The organism is Pseudomonas capeferrum (genome assembly GCF_000731675.1).
Taxonomy (GTDB): Bacteria; Pseudomonadota; Gammaproteobacteria; order Pseudomonadales; family Pseudomonadaceae; genus Aquipseudomonas; species Aquipseudomonas capeferrum.
The window spans coordinates 1,172,672-1,192,964 of sequence record NZ_JMIT01000001.1 but is presented as its reverse complement, the minus strand read 5'-3'; the positions used below and the strand labels follow the sequence as shown (position 1 = coordinate 1,192,964).

At 59.4% G+C, this 20,293-nt stretch carries 13 protein-coding genes and 1 pseudogene; 2 read left to right on the top strand and 12 right to left on the bottom strand.

The genetic code is table 11. The annotated features are described in order from the left end of the window. Positions 1 to 26: 26 nt before the first annotated feature. The 12 genes and pseudogenes from PC358_RS05260 to PC358_RS05205 form a co-directional block, all read right to left on the bottom strand. On the bottom strand, positions 27 to 1,472 hold the full coding sequence (locus tag PC358_RS05260) for a curlin (protein WP_033697987.1): 1,446 nt from the start codon (positions 1,470 to 1,472) through the stop codon (positions 27 to 29). A 16-nt stretch (positions 1,473 to 1,488) separates the two neighbouring features. Beyond that, the gene (locus tag PC358_RS05255) at positions 1,489 to 1,962 is read right to left on the bottom strand and encodes a curlin (RefSeq protein WP_033697986.1); all 474 of its coding nucleotides are present in this window, start codon (positions 1,960 to 1,962) and stop codon (positions 1,489 to 1,491) included. Between the two features lie 16 nt (positions 1,963 to 1,978). Further along, complete coding sequence (locus PC358_RS05250) at positions 1,979 to 4,210, bottom strand: Ig-like domain-containing protein (RefSeq protein ID WP_033697985.1); 2,232 nt, start codon at positions 4,208 to 4,210, stop codon at positions 1,979 to 1,981. Positions 4,211 to 4,242: 32 nt separating this feature from the next. Next, complete coding sequence (locus PC358_RS05245) at positions 4,243 to 5,571, bottom strand: hypothetical protein (protein ID WP_033697984.1); 1,329 nt, start codon at positions 5,569 to 5,571, stop codon at positions 4,243 to 4,245. Between the two features lie 234 nt (positions 5,572 to 5,805). Beyond that, positions 5,806 to 6,942 carry a DUF6708 domain-containing protein gene (locus tag PC358_RS26900; RefSeq protein WP_077068414.1) on the bottom strand — a complete coding sequence of 379 codons (1,137 nt, stop codon included), beginning with the start codon at positions 6,940 to 6,942 and terminating at the stop codon, positions 5,806 to 5,808. A 163-nt stretch (positions 6,943 to 7,105) separates the two neighbouring features. Continuing rightward, positions 7,106 to 8,242 carry a DUF6708 domain-containing protein gene (locus PC358_RS26895; protein WP_077068413.1) on the bottom strand — a complete coding sequence of 379 codons (1,137 nt, stop codon included), beginning with the start codon at positions 8,240 to 8,242 and terminating at the stop codon, positions 7,106 to 7,108. A 176-nt stretch (positions 8,243 to 8,418) separates the two neighbouring features. Further along, entirely contained in the window at positions 8,419 to 9,555 is a 1,137-nt protein-coding gene (locus PC358_RS26890; RefSeq protein WP_077068412.1) for a DUF6708 domain-containing protein, read from the bottom strand. Further along, positions 9,555 to 10,298: pseudogene (locus PC358_RS05225) on the bottom strand (T6SS effector BTH_I2691 family protein); the annotation flags it as partial. The gene PC358_RS26890 and the pseudogene PC358_RS05225, both read right to left, overlap by 1 nt. A 164-nt stretch (positions 10,299 to 10,462) precedes the next feature. Beyond that, positions 10,463 to 11,599, bottom strand: a complete 1,137-nt coding sequence (locus tag PC358_RS05220) for a DUF6708 domain-containing protein (RefSeq protein ID WP_033697980.1) — start codon at positions 11,597 to 11,599, stop codon at positions 10,463 to 10,465. Continuing rightward, on the bottom strand, positions 11,599 to 14,271 hold the full coding sequence (locus PC358_RS05215) for a T6SS effector BTH_I2691 family protein (RefSeq protein ID WP_033697979.1): 2,673 nt from the start codon (positions 14,269 to 14,271) through the stop codon (positions 11,599 to 11,601). The genes PC358_RS05220 and PC358_RS05215 overlap by 1 nt, the downstream gene beginning before the upstream one ends. Positions 14,272 to 14,279: 8 nt before the next feature. After that, positions 14,280 to 15,158 carry a DUF4123 domain-containing protein gene (locus PC358_RS05210; protein WP_033697978.1) on the bottom strand — a complete coding sequence of 293 codons (879 nt, stop codon included), beginning with the start codon at positions 15,156 to 15,158 and terminating at the stop codon, positions 14,280 to 14,282. Next, positions 15,158 to 17,332 (bottom strand): type VI secretion system Vgr family protein, encoded by a 2,175-nt coding sequence (locus PC358_RS05205; RefSeq protein WP_033697977.1) that lies wholly within the window; start codon positions 17,330 to 17,332, stop codon positions 15,158 to 15,160. The genes PC358_RS05210 and PC358_RS05205 overlap by 1 nt, the downstream gene beginning before the upstream one ends. Before the next feature lie 417 nt (positions 17,333 to 17,749). On the opposite strand from PC358_RS05205, the gene PC358_RS05200 reads away from it, so the two are divergent. Then, on the top strand, positions 17,750 to 18,490 hold the full coding sequence (locus tag PC358_RS05200) for a gluconate 2-dehydrogenase subunit 3 family protein (protein WP_033697976.1): 741 nt from the start codon (positions 17,750 to 17,752) through the stop codon (positions 18,488 to 18,490). 3 nt (positions 18,491 to 18,493) lie between these two features. Next, complete coding sequence (locus tag PC358_RS05195) at positions 18,494 to 20,278, top strand: GMC family oxidoreductase (RefSeq protein ID WP_033697975.1); 1,785 nt, start codon at positions 18,494 to 18,496, stop codon at positions 20,276 to 20,278. Positions 20,279 to 20,293: the final 15 nt, after the last annotated feature.

Genomic DNA, 20,293 nt, shown 5'->3' with positions numbered 1-20,293 from the left:
AGCACCGCGGTCCAAGGGGGAAGGGCTTACTTTTGAGTCACAGTGGCCGTGTTCGCGCTGCCCAGCTGGCTGATGGTGGCGGTTTGCGCGATACCGCTCTGGTCGACGAATGCCTTGTTGCCCTGGCCGCCCTGGGTCACGTAGGCGGCGTTGACGCTGTCGGTCTGTTTGATGGTGACCTCGTTGCCGCTACCGTAGAGCTGATTGGTGTGGCTCTGGTTGCTGTAGCCGGACTGGTCCAAGGTGATGGAGTTGCCGGTACCTTCGCTGCTGCCGAAGGCATAGTTGTCAGTGCCACGCTGGTCGGCGATGAGGATGTTGTCGCTGCCGTTCTGCTCGAAGAACAGCTCGTTGTTGCTGTCGGCCTGCTTGGTCTGCATCGCGTTGTTGTTGCCGGTCTGGTTCAGCGTGGCCAGCTGGTTGTCACCATTCTGCGTCAGGTTGACGCCGTTGCCGTTGCCGTACTGGTTGATAACGGCGGTCTGGTTGGTACCAAACTGGCCGCCCATCTTGTCGCCTTTCCAGTTGCTGGCGGTGATTTTGTTGCCGTTGCCTTGGGTGGTCACGGTCAGGTTGAGGTTTTCACCGTTCTGGTAGGTGTAGTGCAGGTTGTTGCTACCCTTCTGCGAAATGGTAGTGGTCGAGTTGTTGCTCTCGAACTGATCCGACCAGCTGGCGTTGGCCTTGCCATTTTGCGTCAGGCTGGCCTTGTTGGCTTCGCCGAAACTTTGGTCGATGTAGCCTTCGTTGAGCTGGCCGGTCTGAGTGACGTTGGCCTGGCTGCCCACCTGGGTGTCCTGCCATACCTCTACCGAGTTGCCAGTGCCGGTCTGGTTGAGGCCGATGGTGCCGCCTTGGCCGTCGCGCTGGTCACCGTAGGCCCAGTTCTCCTTGCCGTCCTGGTAGATCTGGATGTTGCCGTCGTTGTGGGTCAGGTGCTCGGCAGCGGCATAGTTGTCGGCGCCGGCCTGCATGATCAGGCTCTGGTTGTTGCTGCCGCCGAACATCTGCTCGGCGAAGGCTTCGTTGCGCTGGCCCGATTGCAGGGTGGTGACTTGGCTGCCTAGCTGGGTGTCCTGCCACACGGTCGAGTGGTTCTCGCTGCCTTGCTGGGTCTGCAGGACCTGGTTGTTTTCGCCCAGCGACTGGCTGGCGAAGGCATCGTTGTAGCTGCCCCCGGACTGCTGGGTGATCTGGCTGCCGTTTTCGAACAGTTGCTCGGCGTACCCTGCGTTGTACGAGCCGGTAGCGCTCTGCTGGATATCACTGGTGCTGTCGGCCTGCACTGCCAGGTGGTTGTGGCCCTTGCCGGTCTGGGTCTGGGTGGCCGAGGCGAACGGTGCGAGGGTCTGGGTCACTTCGGCAATGTTTTCCTTGCCGTCCTGAGTCTGCGTCGAAGTGCTGTCGGCAGCCATGACCTGACCTGCAAGGGCCAGGACGATAGCGGCACTTAGGGGAGCGAGCTTGAACATGGTGGTGCCTCCAGGTCTATCGGTATTGGGTGATCTGAACATGCTGGCCATTGCCGGCTTGGGTCACGGAGCTGTTGAGGCCCGTGCCGGACTGCACGATGCTGGCGCTGTTGTCGTTGCCGATCTGGTCGATGGCAGCGCTGTTGCTGCTGCCGCTCTGGCGGATCGACGCGCTGTTGCCATTACCCTGCTGGCTGATGCTGGCCATCAGGTCACTGCCTTCTTGCAGGATGTACGCCTCCTGTGCGCCCCCGGCCTGGACGATGCGGCCCAGCAGGGCCTGGCCGTTCTGGTCGAGGGCGGCGCGGTTGCCGTTGCCTTGCTGCTCGATCACCGCGGCCTGGCCGGCGCCGACCGGTAACAGACGGATGATCACGGGGTCGCCGAGGTCACTGCCGGGCGCAAGGTCGGCGTTGTCCATCAGGTCTTCGGCCCCCCTGGCCTGGCCCGCCAGGGCCAGGCAGAGCAGCAGTGGATACAGGCATTTCATGGCGTTCTCCGGCCTTTCACTGCACGACTACGTTGACGGTGCGGGTGGTGCCTGGGCTGGTGGTGATGGTCGCCGTCGGCGCGGCGGTCGGGATCACCGTGGTGCTGTTGCTGACGGCCAGGCGCCAGCGGCCGGTGACCGGTACCGTGGTGGTGCCCAATGTCTGCACGCCTGTGGTGGTGGTGACCCGCACGGTAACGACGTTGCCGGTGGTCACCGATGAGGTGCCGCTGATGTCCCAGTTGTAACGGTTGTTGGAGCGTGCCGTGACCGTGGCTGCGGTGACCGCGAAGGTCTCGGCGGCGGGGCGTGGCGACACGTTGACGGTGACGGTGGCGCTGTTGGACAGCGCCCCCAGCGCGTCACGCACCTGGTAGGTGAAGGTGGTGGTGAAGGCCGTCGTGACGGTCGCCGGTGGTGTGTAGGTGACAGTGGTGCCGTCAGTGCTGACGGTCCCTCTGCCTGCCGCCGGCTGGGTCACACTGGCAACCACCAGGGGCAGATTGCCTTCTGGATCGGTAGCGCCGGCCAGCGCGTTGATGGTGAGCGCTACACCGAGCGTGGCGACGGTTTGAGCGGCTGCGGTCGGCGCCTGGTTGGGTGCGACATTGACCGTAACCGTTGCCGGTTCCGACTTCAGGCCTTTGGCATCCACGGCCCGATAGCTGAAGGTGGCCACCAGCGGTTGCGTGGCCCCGACTGGCGGGGTGTAGGTCACCGACGTGCTGCCGTTGAGTACCACGCCGCCCAGGCCGGTACCCGGTTGGGTCAGGTCGCTGATGGTCAGCGGTACGTTGCCATCCGGGTCGCTGTCGTTCAGCAGCAGGTTCAGGCTCAGCGGCACCCCGACACTGGTGCTGCCAATATCGGCCTGGGCCAGCGGTGGCTGGTTGGCGGCTTCGACAGGCGCATTGCCCACCACCACTACAGGCTCGACATCGCTGCCGCCATGGCCAGATTTGACCGTGACGGTCGCAGGCGGCTGGGCAATATCGTTGACCGTCAGGCTTTGCAGCGTGCCGGACTTGGACAGCCGTCCGTAGCCTTGGGCCACCAGGTCAGGGATCGCCACTTCGTCGCTGGAGCGGGCTTCGATGAACAGGCGTTTGTTGGCCCAGTCGTAGCGTGCGGTGCTTACCTTGACCACATCGCTGAGCTTGCTCGACAACGCCGTTGGCTGTGTGGTGCCGGTGGCGCTGCTGCCGGTAACCACCACCACCGGTGGCGGCGCGGCCTGGCTCAGTTGCTGGCTGAAGAACAGCCCGTTGTTGTCCGGCAGCAGGCTGAACTGGCAAGGCGAAGGCGGTGAGCCGATCAATGCCAAGCCATTGCGCATGCACACGCTGGCATTGTTGGGCGCTTTGGCAAAGACCTCGACACGGGTCCCGGCGCCGTTGCGCGAGTAGGTGGCACGTTCCAGGGTGACGGGCGTTTGCGCGCGTTGATCGAGCACTTTGCCGGACACCGTGAAGGCGTTGGTCTGGATGGCGCCAGGTGGGCCTTCGATGCGCACGAAGTTGGTGTTGAAGGGGCTGCCGACCACCGCTTCGGTGATGTTCGGGTCGCCGATAAAGGTTTCGGTCGAGCCGGTGTCCGGGTTGACCGCCGTATAGGGGCCGCCGACGCCGCGTAGCCAAGGCCCGAGGTTACCGTTGAGTGGCCCGCGGAAGTTGCCTGGCGCGCCGATACCGATGTCGCGGGTGATGTTGATCGCCCGCCGGCCGGCCGTGGTGACGTTGACCGTCTCTACCCCGTAAGGGTGGGTAATGGTGTAGACGCCTGTGCGCGGCACCGAGGCGCGGATTCGGATGCGGGCAAAGCTCTGCTGGTCGCCGTCCACCGGGTTCTCGGCGGCAAACGCCGCTTCCAGGCCGGCGACGTATACTTCCAGCTCGTAGCCACTGTTGCCTACCTGCGGTATCTCGGTCTCGGCCAGGAACCAGAACATCTCTGGCGGCCAGTTATCGGGGAATACCAGCGGCAGGGTATCGTCATAGATGCCAGGTTCGGGCAGCAGGGTGCACATGTAGGCAGGGGCGCCGGGGCCACCAGGTGCTCGGGTGCTGGTGGCCCGCGACTGGCACAACTCCAGCGACAGGTCGTTGGCGTCCTTGTACCACATGGGATAACCACCAGTGGCAAAGGTGTACGGGCCTGGGTCGACATCGGACAACGCGGCAAAGGCGGCGCTGGTGACGGTGAGGGAAAAACCGGCGGCGAACAGCGCACGGCGTGGCCAAGTGTTCATGCTGCCTCCTTGAAGGCTGAGCCTTTGTCTGTTCATGGCACCAGCACCACGTCTTCGCTGTCGCTGCCACCATTGGCGCTGGTGACTTGCACCTTGGCCGGGGGGATGGGCGAGAGGGTTGTGCTCAATGTCTTCACGGCGCCGTTGCCACTGAGGTTGCCGATCAACGTGCCGTTGGCGGTGTGGGCGGTCAGCACAGGCGGGCTGGTTTCATCGCTGGTGCTGGCGACCAGCGTCAGCTGGCCGGTTGACAGGCGGTATTCGGCCTGGGTGATGGTCACCAGGTCGGTCAGTGGCAGGTTGGCTGTGGTCAGGCTGCTGGTCGGGATGGCCACACTGTTGTCGGCGGTCAGCACCAGCGTTGTTGGCACCGCTGGGTTGAGAACCGACTGGGCATACCAGGCACCGGTGCCGTTGGCTTCGGTCAGGCTCAGGTTTGGGGTCTGGCTGGTCAGGGTAACGGTCGCAGGCGGCGGCGGGGCCATGACGAACACATCTTGCTGGGCGCGCAGGTCGCCATTTTCGGCACGCCGCGAGTAGGTGGTGCGTAGCGGCATCAACGGGGTAGGCAGGGCGACGTTGGAGAGCTTGCCTGAGATCGAGAACAGCTCGGTACGCAGGTCGATGCCGCCGGGGCCTTCGATGCGCACGAAGTTGGTGTTGAACGGGCTGCCGGTCACACGCTCTTCCAGGTTCGGGTCGCCGATGAAGCGTTCGCTGCCCTCGGTGTAAGGGCCGTTTACGCTGCGCAGGAACGGGCCGACATCGCCTTTGAGCGCACCGGTAAAGTCGCCTGCACCGGCGATGCCGATGTCGCGGGTCATGTTGATTGCCCGACGCCCGCCGGCCGGTACATCGAACACATCGACACCATAGGGGTGGGTGACCACGTAGGTGCCTGCCGTCGGCACATCCACCCGGATCCGCACCCGGGCGAAGCTGACTTGATCGCCTTCGACCGGTTCTTCGGCGGCGAACGCCGCCTCGATGGCCGTGCCGTAGCTCAGGTCGATGCCGCGTGCCGCGTCGACGATGGCGGCGTCAGCGGTAAACCAGAAGGCCTCGTCGGGGAAGTTGGTGGGGAAGGCGATGGGTTGGGTGTCGTCGAACACCCCGGGGGTTGGCAGCAGTGTGCACATGTACGCCGGTGCGCCGGGCGCGCCGGCGGCCCTGGAACTCACCGCTTTGGTCAGGCACAGGTCGAGGGTCCGACCGTGGCTATCCTGGTACCAACCTGCAAAGTTGCCGTTGCCAAGGTTATAGGGACCGGGGTCGACAGCGTTCAACGCAGCCTGCGCCGGGAGCTGGAGCATGCCGGCGAAAATCGCCACTGCCAGCGGGTGGGGTATCGGTCGGTGCATGAGTCAATTCCTCCTGCAAACGGGCCCATGGACTTGGGGCGTCTGGCAGGAGATCGGCAATAGGCGTGCCAAACCGTGGTTGTCGGGCTGCAGGCCTTGCGGCGCAAGGGCTGCAGACTTTTCGTCAGGTTTATCGGCAACTTGCCTATGGGCCCCGTATCCCCAGCATTGGGGGTTGGGCCGGTGGTTGCGACCCACTCCCTAGAACCGGTTGGGCTTGTGCGTAGCCCGCTTCTATGTCGGCGTTTTTGGCGCTTTGGGTGTACGCGGTTTACGTGGCTTTTTCTCTGGGCGCTTGCCAGGTTTGAGCTGCCAGCGATCGGCATTGGCAAGCAGTCGCTCTTGGATTTCGGGCGGGTAGTCACTCACGGTAGTGGGTGAAGGTACTGGTTTACCCGGCAACCCGGCCTCACGGATCACCTTCGGCCAGCGGGGTCGCCAGCACAGCAGCAGGCTGATCCAGTGCGCGGTGCCGATGATGACGAAAGCGGGCCAGACAATGAGAATTGCGAGTTTGAACAGCCAACTGCTATTGCGGAAGAAACGGCCAAGGCCTTCGAACTGGGCGCTGAATGCCTGGATGGGCGAGGGTAGCTGGGTGCTCAGGCGGGGGCGGGGGACGGCGTGAGGGCCTTCTTCCATGTAGCGGCGGATGAATTCCCATTCATCACGGAGTTCGCTGCCGCCCTGGCCTTGTTTGCCGAGCAGGGCCATTTCCATATGGGGGAGGCCGGTGCGGCTGGGGTGCCAGATCAGGCCAAGTCTCATTCCAACGCTGAGCGGGTCGTCTTCTGGATATAAAACCGTGCTTCCGGTGGTTTTCCACGGAAATGTCACAATACCGCCGCAATATTTTGGTCTATGGAGGTGGACCTGTTGTGTTATTCGGTTGAAGCGAATGAGCAGATGACGGCTTGTCAGCATTTCCAGTCGGGTTAATTTTATGCCATATTTTGAGTATAGGTATAGTATGGCACCTGCAACTAGGGTCATGATTAGGGTGAGCGAAACACTTAGAAATGAGCGTGTAGCATGATCCGTTATGTCAACCCATAAGAAACTTACTGCGGAGAATGTCGTGACGCTAATGACAGGCATAACTCCGCCGAGCACTGCAAGTGTTAAGAGACCACGTTTCTCTTCAGACCCTCCGCAGCGCATTTCCAAAAATGTCCCGTTAAAAGCGAAAGTGGGTCCTCTCGTATGAGGCCTTTCGCTTACGGATTGGAAATGCATCTCTTCTTCCAAGTCACCCTGGTATAAATCTTGACTGGTATGTTTTTCTGCAGCTGTCATCTCTGCTTCGTGCGCGTCGCGTGCAGACGCAGACTGGATTGCCATTCGCCAAAAACCCCATTCAATCATAAACATTATAAGTCCTCACTGAGTGTTGAATGCCATGACTTAAATTTAGGGGCAAGACTTCCTTAGTGCAGAAGCAGCTGGCTATGTACCCGCTCTCCAAGACATATCCGGCAAGCAGCACGAGCTTTTTAAAGTTCGCACTTTAATTGAAATCTTGCCCGCCGCTCTTTTATGTCGATATTTTTCGCGTTCTGGGCGTACGCGGTTTACGTGGCTTTTTCTCTGGGCGCTTGCCAGGTTTGAGCTGCCAGCGGTCGGCATTGGCCAGCAGTCGCTCTTGGATTTCGGGCGGGTAGTCACTCAAGGTGGTGGGTGAAGGTACTGGTTTACCGGGCAAACCGGCCTCACGGATCACCTTCGGCCAGCGGGGTCGCCAGCACAGCAGCAGGCTGATCCAGTGCGCGGTGCCGATGATGACGAAAGCGGGCCAGACAATGAGAATTGCGAGTTTGAACAGCCAACTGCTATTGCGGAAGAAACGGCAAAGGCCGTCGAACTGGGCGCTGAATGCCTGGATGGGCGAGGGCAGTTGAGTGCTCAGGCGGGGGCGGGGGACGGCGTGCGGGCCTTCTTCCATGTAGCGGCGGATGAATTCCCATTCATCACGGAGTTCGCCGCCGCCCTGGCCTTGTTTGCCGAGCAGGGCCATTTCCATATGGGGGAGGCCGGTGCGGCTGGGGTGCCAGATCAGGCCAAGTCTCATCCCCACGCTGAGCGAGTCATCCTCTGGGTAGAGTCCCGTGCTTCCCGTTGTTCTCCATGGAAATGTTGCGATGCCACCACATGAAGTTGGTCGATGAAGATGAACTTGCTGAGTTTTCCGATTGAAGCGGACAAGGAGGTGTCGGCTAGTCAGTATTTCTAACCGGGTGAAGCGAAATCCATACTTGGCATAAAAATAATATACCGCACCGCCAATCGATAACATGTAGAGGCTGAATGAAACAGAGAATACGGAAAGAAAGTCGGCTTGGGTTGCATTGATGTATATAGAGAAGAACGTTACACGAAGCCAGGCATAAGTCATAGGCCCTAGACCTCCAAGCGTCATCAACGTGATTAAACCACGCTTTTCTTCTGAGCCGCCACAGCGCATATCCATGTAGGTTTCATTGAACGCAAATATGGGGCCGCGTGAGCGAGGGGTATTGCTTACGGGCCTAAAGTGAACATCCTCCCTCAACTCACTCTCATATAGGTCTATTGCTACAGACTTATCTGTCGGCGCCATCACAGTATCGGCCGCCTTGCGTGCTGCCTCTGACTCTGTGCATGTTTTCCATAACCCCCATTCGATCAAAAACATTAATCCACCCGTCACTGAGCGCCTACTGCAGCGCTTTGAATTTTTTGCTCTTTACGGATTCTCTAGCTTTTGCCAATGCTAATGCAGCTAGGACTGCATTACTTTTTCAACGCATATCCGTCCAATAGTCCCGATTTTGTAAAATTCATTTGAGTTAGGTTCATATCAGCACACTTTTATGTCGATGATTTTGGCGCTCTGGGTGTACGCGGTTTACGTGGCTTTTTCTCTGGGCGCTTGCCAGGTTTGAGCTGCCAGCGGTCGGCATTGGCCAGCAGGCGTTCTTGGATTTCGGGCGGGTAGTCACTCAAGGTGGTGGGTGAAGGTACTGGTTTACCGGGCAACCCGGCCTCACGGATCACCTTCGGCCAGCGGGGTCGCCAGCACAGCAGCAGGCTGATCCAGTGCGCGGTGCCGATGATGACGAAAGCGGGCCAGACCATGAGCATTACGAGTTTGAACAACCAACTGCTATTGCGGAAGAACCGGCCAAGGCCTTCGAACTGGGCGCTGAATGCCTGGATGGGCGAGGGTAGCTGGGTACTCAAGCGGGGGCGGGGGACGGCGTGCGGGCCTTCTTCCATGTAGCGGCGGATGAATTCCCATTCATCACGGAGTTCACTGCCGCCCTGGCCTTGTTTGCCGAGTAGGGCGATTTCAATGTGGGGAAGGCTGGTGCGGCTGGGATGCCAGATCAGGCCAAGTCTCATTCCCACGCTGAGCGAGTCATCCTCTGGGTAGAGTCCTGTACTTCCGGTGGTTTTCCAGGGAAATGTTACGATGCCGCCGCAATAACTTGGTCTATGCAGGTGGACCTGTTGTGTTATTCGGTTGAAGCGAATGAGCAGATGGCGGCTGGTCAGTATTTCCAGTCGGGTTAGATGTATGCCATATTTCGAATACAAGTAAAATATAGTGGCCGAGATAAATAACATTATAAGTGTGGTGAGTATCGTGATTAATGAGCGGCTTTCGTGATCGGTTATGTCCATCCATATAAAGCCAATGGTCATGATTGCAGACATAACGATGATCGGCGCAATCCCTCCAAGAGTCGCGAGCGTAATAAGACCACGTTTTTCTTCAGACCCTCCGCATCGAATTTCCAGAAATATCTCGTTAAAAGCGAAAACGGGACCTCTAGTATGAGGCGTTTCGCTTACGGATTGGAAATGCATCTCTTCTTCTAAGTCACGCTGGTAAAAATCTTGATCAGCACGTTTTTCCGCAGGAGTCATCTCTGCTTCGAGCGCGTCGCGTGCAGATTCAGACTGGGTTGCCATTCGCCAAAATCCCCATTCGATCAAATACATTATGAAACCTCCCTGAGCGCTGAATGCAATGCTATTAATTCTTCCTGTTTTTCATAGGCATTTGAGCTTCTTCCAATGCGAAAGCTACTGTGCTTGCACCACTTTTCCAAGCTGTCGTCTTCAAACAAATAAATCAATATCGTTAGGGCTAGGCCTGCCCAGAAGGCACCTAAAACTAAGCGGGCAAGTACTAGGCGGGCGGTTTGCGTTCCTAGTGATTTGGCGAGTGATCCGGCGGCAGAGGCCAGCATCCTTACAAACTTAGTCCTAGCGTTACGGGATAAATGGTCAAAAAGTGGTTTGGCAATTGCGACGGCTGTTCCCAATTCAACCAGTGTGAGTGTGATAGTCGCCGCCGCTCGTACAAAATAGGTAATAGCCAAGAGCTTGGAGTTTTTTTTGCTCTGTCCGATAGGTCCATCCAGACTATTCTTGAAATGCTCAGATGCATCCGCAAAATCCCACCACGCCAATACCAGCCCTCCTATCCCAGCCAACCCAGCCCCCCAAAGCTTCAATCTCCCCAACGTCGCCGCAGCGCCTCTCCTGGTCACGCTATTCGCGCCATTCCTCACCGCCACCTGATCCACATAACTGGCGCCAACTTCAAACCAGGCCGCAGCCGTGGTCATGGACGCTGCCAAAAGCTCGGTCTTCACCCGCGCATCACTGTCGGGCAGCTCTCGCGCCTTGAATGCCATCAGCATTCCTTCCAGTAGGCAAACCAGCCCGGAGACACGCACTTAGCGAGAGGGCTGTTACATAGTGCTGGGCGGTAGCCGGCTGTAACACGTCTGCCCAGTTCGAGCGTTTGGGTGAGCGAGTCCATGGGTGTGTGCCTCAGGCCTTGGTGCGCAGGTATAGCTGCACGTTGTCGATAAGGGCGGTCCGCTGCTTGCGTGAGCTTTTATGTCGGTATTTTTCGCGCTTTGGGTGTACGCGGTTTACGTGGCTTTTTCGCTGGGCGCTTGCCAGGTTTGAGCTGCCAGCGGTCGGCATTGGCGAGCAGTCGCTCTTGGATTTCGGGCGGGTAGTCACTCAAGGTAGTGGGTGAAGGCACGGGTTTACCGGGCAAACCGGCCTCACGGATCACCTTCGGCCAGCGGGGTCGCCAGCACAGCAGCAGGCTGACCCAGTGCGCGGTGCCGATGATGACGAAAGCGGGCCAGACCATGAGCATTGCAAGTTTGAACAGCCAACTGCTATTGCGGAAGAAACGGCCAAGGCCTTCGAACTGGGCGCTGAATGCCTGGATGGGTGAGGGCAGTTGAGTGCTCAGGCGGGGGCGGGGGACGGCGTGCGGGCCTTCTTCCATGTAGCGGCGGATGAATTCCCATTCATCACGGAGTTCACTGCCGCCTTGGCCTTGTTTGCCGAGTAGGGCCATTTCCATGTGGGGAAGGCCGGTACGGCTGGGGTGCCAGATCAAGCCAAGTCTCATTCCGACGCTCAGCGAGTCGTCTTCTGGATCAAGACCTGTGCTTCCGGTGGTTTTCCAGGGAAATGTTACGATGCCGCCGCAATAACTTGGTCTATGCAGGTGGACCTGCTGTGTTATTCGGTTGAAGCGAATGAGCAGATGGCGGCTGGTCAGTATTTCGAATCGGCTAATTTTTATGCCGTATTTTGAGTAGAAGTATAATGCAGCTCCTGAAACCAACCCCAAGACAATTGTAAGTACCACTCCTAAAAAAGAGTTTGGGCCGGGCCTGGTGATATCTAGCCAAATAGAACCTACAGCAATAACTATTCCAACAATGATACCGGGTAAGATTCCGCCTAATGTGATAAGGGTGATAAGGCCTCGCTTGTCTTCGGAGCCGCCACAGCGCATTTCAAGAAATCTCTCATTGAAAGCAAAAATAGGGCCGCGTGTGTGAGGCTTGTCGCTGACCTGTTGAAAATGTATTTCTTCTTCCAAGTCACCCTCATAATAATCTTGGCTAGAGCGTCTTTCTGCAGGTGTCATTTCTGCTTCGTACGCCTTCCGTGCGTTCTCTGACTCTGTTGCCATCTGCCAGAAGCCCCATTCAACCAAGTACATTATAAGGCCTCACTGAAAGCTGCATGGAGAGCGCTCAACTCTTCTAGTTCCTCAAAGAGTTTCGAATTTTTTCCGATCCGGAAGCAGCTGCGTTTGCACCACTTTTCCAAAGCATCGTCTTCAAAAAGATAAATTACTATCGTCAGGGCGAGACCTGTCCAAAAAGCTCCCAGTACCAAACGCGCTAGTAGGAGGCGAGCAGCTTGTGCACCCAATTTTTTTGCAAGCACTCCCGACGATGAGGCCAGCATTCTTACAAGTTTAGTTTTTGCGTTGTGAGATAGATAGTCAAAAAAAGGTTTGGCGATTGCGATGGCTGTTCCTGCCTCTGCGAAGGAAAGTGTAATAGTTGCCAGGGATCTCAATGCATAAGCGGGGGCCAAAGCTTGGGATTTTGTTGTGCTTTTCCCGTTAAGATCGTCTTGACGATAGTTAAAATGTTCAGCCGCATCGGCGAAATCCCACCACGCCAATACCATCCCTCCCATGCCCGCCAGACCAGCCCCCCAAAGCTTCAATCTCCCCAACGTCGCCGCAGCGCCTCTCCCGGTCACGCTATTCGCGCCATACCTCACCACCACCTGATCCACATAACTGGCGCCAACTTCAAACCCGGCCGCAGCCGTGGTCATGGACGCTGCCAAAAGCTCGGTCTTCACCCGCGCATCACTGTCGGGCAGCTCTCGCGCCTTGAATGCCATCAGCATCCCTTCCAGTAGGCAAACCAACCCGGAGACACGCACTTTGTAGAAATCACTGTTGTTGGCCTGCATCAGCCCTTCAGCCCAGGCCTGATCCAGATAGCGTGCAACCTGAGCACCGCTGCGCTGTGCATTCAGTGGTTGCCCACTGCGAGCAGCGTCGCCCAGGCGAATGTCGACAGCCGTTTCATGCACCGAGGCAAACAATGTCAGGCGCAGGCCATGGTGCAGGGCACGGTCCATGCTGTTTGGTGACCCGGTACGCAGCACCTGCCGTCCCAGCGCGACGTACCAGGCATGCAAACCGATGCTGGCAGTGCTGTTCCTGCTCTGTAGCTCCTCATACAGCGTATTGATACGCCCGAAGGCATTCGCCGCAATGTGCGCTTGGCGGGCGAGCGCTTCACGCAACACGAACGATGTCTCTGCCGGCGGTTCGGCCTTGGCCGCTTCCTGCAACGCTGCTAGCGCTTCCCGGATGTCGTCCTGGTTATAGGTGATGCCGCGCATCGCCAGGTTGCAGCGGTCCGCCACATCGCTGCGCCACCAGTGGTCAAGGATGGCCGTGCCCAGTTCGCTGAGCTCCATGCCGATCACGCACTGGCCGGTCTGTTCGGCAAAGGCCAAGCCATTGATCAGGTCGGCGTTGTCGTAGCGGTCCAGCGTTTGTAGCAAACGCTCGCTTGTCACCCAGTGGGCATGGTCCTTGGCGCGGTCCTGTGCAGCCTGCTGGGCCTGCTGCATCGCCTGCTCGAAGCCTTCGAGCTGATCGTGCATGGCCTGGCGGTCGACCAGATGGCCGTATTTCTCGTCGAACTTCTTGCTGAATTCGCCAGCATCCTGACGGGCCTGGACCTTGGCGCGGACTTCGCGCTCGAACTGCGCGAGATGAGGTTTCATCTGTTCGTCATGCGCATCGGCCTGTTGCCTTGCGCGTTCGGAAAACGCATAGAACTCCACGGGCGTGGCTGGCTGGTTGCGGATGGTCTCAGCCATGACCTGACGCTTGACGATCTGCTCAGCCACCATCTGTGGGTACAGCTTCTCGATCTCCAGGAACGACTGCGCGACCAGCAATTTGCGCTCGTTGTCCACGCCAGGTTCCACGGTGCGCTGCAGCCATGTCGTCTTCACCTCGTCGACGGCTGCGTTGCGCCAGGCATTGAGCTCCTGAGTGATGCCGATGGCGTCTTCGATCACGATGGCGGCGCCACGGGGTTTGGTTTGATTCATAAGCGGCGCCAGGGCTTGCCGTGAGGCATGCGGCGATACGATCTGGTCGTTGTTGAATGGCTGCAGGTCTAGCAGCGCCTGCAGCTGTGCATCGTCTTGCGCCTTGAAGTCAGCCACCCAGCCCAGTTGATCGTGCTTGAGTACGTTTGGCTGAGGCGGTGCATCCGAAGGCTGGATGAAGCGGGCGATATCGATGGAGGGCAGGCTGTTGCGATATTCGTCTTCCAGCACGCGGTAGTTGTCGAGCATGCGCGGCGTGAGTGGGGAGGGGCTGAACAACGGGCGCAGTTCCTGGATGTCGTCCAGGTCGTAGAGGGTGATGGTCCAACCGAAGGCGCTCAGGATTTCGTCCAGGTTGCCTGTGCTGGGGGCAGGCTCCCAAGGGGCGTCGGCGTTGATGTACAGCAGTGAGCCATTGGGCGCTACACGGTACTGGCTGTGCCATTCGTAGGCCGGCGCGCTGTAGCGTTTGATCAGCAGGTAGAGAAAGCCTTCGCGCAGCGGGCGGATGGCATAGCTGGAGTGGGTCAGTTCACCCACATCCTGAAAGGGGCTGAGGTAGCCTGGCAACTTGGGCAAGCGGGCGCGCTGTGCCGAGTTGCCGCCGATAGCGGCATAGCGCAGGGGCAGCAGTTCGAAACGGCGTGTGCAATCGGCGACAGGGCTGTTACGTAGTGCTGGGCGGTAGCCGGCTGTAACACGTCTGCACAGTTCGAGCGTTTGGGTGAGCGAGTCCATGGGGGGCCTCAGACCTTGGTGCGCAGGTATTGCTGCACGTTGTCGATAAGGGCGGTCCGCTGCTCGCGTGTCGCAGCGATTGCGTCCTGCCAGGCCGGTGATGTGCTCAGATGTTCACCGTCGCGCGCCGTCATCAGTACATAGGTGATGAGGTCCTCCTCACGGTCCAGGCCTTGCTCACGTGCCCGATCGAGGTAGTGCTGGATCAGGCCAACCCGTGTGCCGTGGCAAGCAGCGGCCAAGGTGGGGCAGGACTGCTCGCCCTTCAGTATCTCGGCAAGTTGGTAGCTCAGTGGGTCTCCCGCCAATGCAGCCCAGCAGTTATCGTCCAGCGTGATGGGCGTGATCTGTGCAGGTGGCGCTTGGTTGCCGCCGGCTATCTTCAACCACAGTGTTTTGTGCGGGTCCGCCACGGGTGCCCACCAGTGATAGATAGGCGCCAACCACTCGCTGACCCCAGGCAACTGGCGGTGTGCAGCCAGCACGCCAAGGGCTGCAGCGGTGTGGTAGCGCATAAGGTACGCGTGGCCATCTGCACCGGTGACGATGTTGGCCTGGCTCAAGTGTCGGGCGAGCAGGCCAGGTGGCAACGCGCTGACTATCCAGCCGCATACCGCACCCACTGCGCCTTGTTCGAGCTGCCATTGAAAGTCGTATTGGGCTGAGACATCAGAACCAGGGCGCGAACCGAATAGCCAGGGCCCTACTGCTCGCAAGTTGCTGAATTGAGCTTGCTGCAACAGTGGCCAGCAGCGCCCCGAGTAATACTCGGTCAGCTCTTCACGAGTTTGAGGTGAAAGATCGGCCATTTCGACAATGGCGCTCAGGCGATACCGATCGGAGGTTCTCAGTACCTCGACCAGTGCTCTGACGAAAGGGCTCGGCATCAGTGGGTGCCCCCCATGCGGATCATGTTGTGGCCGTCCGCGATCGCTTTCAGCATGCAGCTGAGGCAAATGGGCTCGCCGGGCTCCGGTATGCCGGCGGTCGACGTTGTACGTTGGCTGCCCACTGCCTGCTGGCTGACCGGCCCTCTGAACGCGAGTGCCACGCCATCCAACGACACACCGGCCCCATCGATCCGCAGCAGCCCGCCCGGGCTTCTGATTGTGAGGCTCTCGCTGACCTGTATGTCGTACACCTTGGTGGTGTGCCGGATGGCTTCCCCGGTTTGCAATAGGTTATGACCTGCCACCACTTGTTCGAGGTGGCCACCGATCTCTACCGTGTGGTTGGCTTTGGTGAAGTCCTGGCGGTGATTGCCAACTTTTTCGATCCGGTCCTGCCCTGTGACGATGGTATGGGTTCGGCCGATTGACAGGCTGTCGTCATTACCAATTTCGTGTACGCGGTTCTGGCCAATGCTGAGTGACTCGTCTTGGGCGACATCTTCCCGGCGGTCCCGGCCAATCGAAATCGATTCGTCTTGCTCCACGCGTTCGGCGCGATCGTTGCCGACCTGCGTGGTTTCGTTGTGCTTTACAACGTTGTTCTGGTCCCGTTCTGCGTGGATGAACACTTCTTGTCGGCCCAGTTCGTCTTCGAAGCGCAGCTCGTTGTAACCACCGCCCTTGTGGGTCTGGCTCTTGATGGTCATGCGCGTCTTGTGTTCGGGCAGGTCGTAGGGCGGAAGCTGATTCCCGCAGTAGGTACGGCCGGTGATCATCGGCTGGTCCGGGTCGGCGTTGACATACTGGATGATCACGTCCTGGCCGATACGCGGGATGGCCATCGAGCCCCAGCTACCACCGGCCCAGCCTTGCGAAACCCGCACCCAGCAGGAGCTGAATTCATTGTTCTCGCTCTCCCGGTCCCAGGGGAAGCTGACCTTGACCCGGCCCCACGAATCGCAATAGATCTCCTCGCCAGGCGGGCCGACGACGGTTGCCATATGCGGGCCGTCGATGCGCGGCTTGGCCAGCGGCGCCGGGCGCCACTCGGCTCTGCCCGGCACCAGCACTGCGGCCTGCGAGTAACGAGTACCTTGCTGGGCGCCCGCGGCTTCCTCCTGCAGGCTGGTAAACTGGGTACCTTCATGGTGCACGTTGATCACACGCCAGTGCACGTTCAAGTCGTCCCGAGGGTGCTCGATCAGGGTGAAACTCAGCCCCGGTTGCAGGCGCACATCATCGCCTTCCACTTCGGCAATGCGGGCATCATGGCGCAGAGCGGTGATCCGGGTGGCCGTGAAGGGCACGCCGACAGCGTCACGCTTGTAGCGGCCGGGGTAGTCGAAGTACTCGTACGCTGTAGATTGATGTTTCAGGTCACTGGCTTCTGCGCGATGCTCCTGCCGGTAGGCCGGGTTGGTGAAGGTGTAATCCCGTTGCACCTGGCGCGCAGTACGCACCTGCTCGCTGTAGCGCAACCGGTGCAGGCAAGGCATGGCCTGGTCCCCACCCCGGTTGGAGCGGTACAGCACCTGGTTGGGGTCGATGTCGTCGTCATCGAAGCCTTCATCGTCGTCGCGCTGGATGACACCACGGCTGATCTGCCCCAGCCACAGCAAGCGGTCGGTGAAGAGCAGCATGTGTTGCTTCGGCGTGTGCTCGAAGCGGTAGACGAACCCTTCTTCGGCAGCCAGGCGGGCGATGAAAGCGAGATCGGTTTCACCGGCTTGCACGCAGAACTCGCGTACTTGATGCTCGCCGCTGCTGTTCAGCTGAAAATGAAGGATGCCTTGGCGCTTAAGCATGATTTCAAGTATTTGCGGCACGGTCTTCTGCTGGAAGATGCGCCAGTTGGAGCGCAGCCCGGCGCGCGCCAGCATGGGTTCGACCAAGGCGCGATAACGTGTGCGGCAAAAACCTGTGTCGCCTTGGCTGAAGGTGCTGACCAGGCCGTGCACGTAGCGCAGCGCGCGCTTCCCACGCCAAATGGTAAACAGCACAGGTTTGTCGAGCAGTTGGCCGAAATCGACTTCATCGTCGAAGCTGATCAGCTCCAGGTTCAGCTGGTAGGGTGTACTTATCGCTTCGTTGAGTTCGAACGAAACCACTTCGAATTCACTCTGACCAGCCAGCGGCTGGAAGGTGAAGTAAAAGTCGGACTGGCTGGGCATGCGGATTCCCTCGAAAGTCAGGCAGCGTCTGCAAAGGGCATGGGCCACCCGCGCGATCAGACGTAAGCATTTAGCTGGAGCCTGAACACTAACGAGGAATCAGTTCACTGGAGAGTATTGAGCGTCCTAAACAGTTGTAGGAAGTTTCGTTTTCTACTTTGCTAGGAAACTATTGGTTGCGGCTAGAGAAGGCGGTGGGTGCTTTAAAGTGCCGGGTGTGAAAAACCTTGGCGAGCCACGGATTCCCGCAGCTGGGCTTTAGCTGTGGCCAGAAAGTCAAGCATGAAACCGGTTTCAAAACATTTCTGAACGCGTTAGATTATTCGGCTGTCTTCTTGATGGCCTATCAAGATCCCCCCCACATTGAACATCAGACGGTTCGTATCGAGGCCGCCCCCAAGCCGATGAGGATTCGTAATGCCTGAGCATGCCCCCGATAACCCACGCAGGGACTTCCTGCGCAAGACCTTGACCCTGATACCCGTCGTGACCGTGGCCAGCACGGGGCTGGGCGTGGGTGCCAGCCAGTTGCTTGCGGCCCCGCAGCACGCACCCAAAGTGCCTGCCACGCCGCCGGCGGGGCACTACCAGCCGACCTTTTTTACCGCCGAGGAGTGGGCGTTTCTGCAAGCCGCTGTTGCCCGTATCATCCCCGCCGATGAGCTTGGCCCTGGCGCGCTTGAGGCCGGCGCCGCCGAATTCATCGACCGCCAGATGAATACCCCGTATGCAACCGGCGCGCAGTGGTACATGCAGGGGCCGTTCAATGCCGACGCCGCCCCAGAGTTGGGTTATCAGTTGCAACTCAGCCCGCAACAGATCTATCGCCTGGGCATCGCCGCCGTGGATGACTGGTGCAAAGCCAACTCCGGACACGTTTTTGCTGCGCAAGATAGCGCTACCCGGGACCGTATTCTCGCCAAGGTGGAAGCCGGTGAGCTGGTTTTCGACGCGCTTCCGGCCAAACTGTTTTTCAGCTTGCTGGTGCAGAACACCCGCGAAGGGTTCTTCTGCGACCCGGTTCACGGCGGCAACAAAGGCATGGTGGGCTGGACCCAGATCGGTTTCCCCGGTGCTCGGGCCGACTTCATGGACTGGGTCGAGCGCAATGAGCCGTATCCGTTCCCGGCTGTGTCCATCCGCGGCGAGAGGGCCTGAACCATGGCGAATGTGTTGAAGAAAGTTGATGCTGTGATCGTCGGTTTCGGCTGGGCCGGCGCGATCATGGCCAAGGAGCTTACCGAAGCAGGGCTGCAGGTCGTTGCCCTGGAACGTGGCCCGATGCAGGATACCTACCCCGAGGGCAGCTACCCGCAGGTGATCGATGAACTCACCTACAGCGTGCGCAAGAAGCTGTTCGTCGATGTGTCGAAAGAGACCGTCACCATCCGCCACAGCGTCAACGATGTCGCGTTGCCCAACCGCCAGCTGGGCGCGTTCTTGCCAGGCAAGGGCGTAGGCGGCGCGGGCCTGCACTGGTCTGGTGTGCATTTTCGGGTAGACCCGATCGAGCTGCGCATGCGCAGCCACTACGAAGAACGCTACGGCAAGGCGTTCATCCCCGAAGACATGACCATTCAGGACTTCGGCGTCACGTATCAGGAGCTTGAGCCGTACTTCGACTTTGCCGAGAAGGTCTTCGGCACCTCGGGCCAGGCCTGGACCGTCAACGGTACGGTGGTCGGCGCGGGGAAGGGCGGCAACCCCTATGCCGCTGATCGCTCCAGCCCGTTCCCGCTGCCCGCACAGAAGAACGTGGTGTCGGCAAAACTGTTTGAAAAGGCCGCGACCAGCCTGGGCTACAAACCGTACAACCTGCCTTCGGCCAATACCTCCGGGCCCTACACCAACCCCTACGGGGCGCAGATGGGGCCGTGCAATTTCTGCGGTTTCTGCAGTGGCTACGTCTGCTACATGTACTCCAAGGCCTCGCCCAACGTGAACATCCTGCCGGCGCTGCGCCAGGTACCGAATTTCGAGCTGCGCGCCAACGCCCATGTGTTGCGGGTGAACCTGGACGACAGCAAGCGCAACGCCACCGGCGTGACCTACATCGACGCGCAAGGGCGGGAAGTGGAGCAGCCGGCGGACCTGGTCATCCTCGCGGCCTTCCAGTTCAACAACGTGCGCCTGATGCTGCTATCGGGCATCGGCAAACCGTACGACCCGGTCAAGAACGAAGGCGTGGTCGGGCGCAACTTCGCCTACCAGAACATGGGCACGGTCAAGGCGTTCTTCGACAAGGACACCTACACCAACAACTTCATCGGCGCCGGTGGCAACGGCATTGCGATCGATGACTTCAACGCAGATAACTTCGACCACGGGCCATATGGTTTCGTCGGCGGCTCGCCCATGTGGGTGAACCAGGCCGGCAGCCGCCCGATCGCCGGCATCGCCAACCCGCCCGGCACGCCCGCCTGGGGCAGCGCCTGGAAAAAGGCCACCGCCGACTACTACACCCACCAGGTGTCAATGGACGCACATGGCGCGCACCAGTCGTACCGGGGCAACTACCTGGACCTGGACCCAACCTACCGCGATGCCTTCGGCCAACCGTTGCTGCGCATGACCTTCGACTGGCAGGAAAACGACATCAAGATGAACCAGTTCATGGTCGACAAACTCAGCAAGGTCGCCCAGGCGATGAACCCCAAGTCCATTGCCGTGCTGGGCAAAAAGGTCAAGGAACACTTCAACACCGCCAGCTACCAGACCACTCACCTCAACGGCGGCGCGATCATGGGCACCGACCCCAAGACCAGCGCACTGAACCGTTACCTGCAGAGCTGGGACGTGCCCAACGTCTTCGTCCCGGGGGCGTCTGCGTTCCCGCAGGGGTTGGGTTACAACCCGACCGGGCTGGTGGCGGCCCTGACGTATTGGTCTGCCCGCGCGATCCGCGAGCAGTACCTGAAAAACCCTGGCCCACTGGTTCAGGCTTGAGGAGCGATGAGCATG

What these genes read in the sequence shown, in the direction of transcription:
- PC358_RS05260 (WP_033697987.1), bottom strand. Translation starts at nt 1,472, where the DNA reads ATGTTCAAGCTCGCTCCCCTAAGTGCCGCTATCGTCCTGGCCCTTGCA.
- PC358_RS05255 (WP_033697986.1), bottom strand. Translation starts at nt 1,962, where the DNA reads ATGAAATGCCTGTATCCACTGCTGCTCTGCCTGGCCCTGGCGGGCCAG.
- PC358_RS05250 (WP_033697985.1), bottom strand. Translation starts at nt 4,210, where the DNA reads ATGAACACTTGGCCACGCCGTGCGCTGTTCGCCGCCGGTTTTTCCCTC.
- PC358_RS05245 (WP_033697984.1), bottom strand. Translation starts at nt 5,571, where the DNA reads ATGCACCGACCGATACCCCACCCGCTGGCAGTGGCGATTTTCGCCGGC.
- PC358_RS26900 (WP_077068414.1), bottom strand. Translation starts at nt 6,942, where the DNA reads ATGTTTATGATTGAATGGGGTTTTTGGCGAATGGCAATCCAGTCTGCG.
- PC358_RS26895 (WP_077068413.1), bottom strand. Translation starts at nt 8,242, where the DNA reads ATGTTTTTGATCGAATGGGGGTTATGGAAAACATGCACAGAGTCAGAG.
- PC358_RS26890 (WP_077068412.1), bottom strand. Translation starts at nt 9,555, where the DNA reads ATGTATTTGATCGAATGGGGATTTTGGCGAATGGCAACCCAGTCTGAA.
- PC358_RS05220 (WP_033697980.1), bottom strand. Translation starts at nt 11,599, where the DNA reads ATGTACTTGGTTGAATGGGGCTTCTGGCAGATGGCAACAGAGTCAGAG.
- PC358_RS05215 (WP_033697979.1), bottom strand. Translation starts at nt 14,271, where the DNA reads ATGGACTCGCTCACCCAAACGCTCGAACTGTGCAGACGTGTTACAGCC.
- PC358_RS05210 (WP_033697978.1), bottom strand. Translation starts at nt 15,158, where the DNA reads ATGCCGAGCCCTTTCGTCAGAGCACTGGTCGAGGTACTGAGAACCTCC.
- PC358_RS05205 (WP_033697977.1), bottom strand. Translation starts at nt 17,332, where the DNA reads ATGCCCAGCCAGTCCGACTTTTACTTCACCTTCCAGCCGCTGGCTGGT.
- PC358_RS05200 (WP_033697976.1), top strand. Translation starts at nt 17,750, where the DNA reads ATGCCTGAGCATGCCCCCGATAACCCACGCAGGGACTTCCTGCGCAAG.
- PC358_RS05195 (WP_033697975.1), top strand. Translation starts at nt 18,494, where the DNA reads ATGGCGAATGTGTTGAAGAAAGTTGATGCTGTGATCGTCGGTTTCGGC.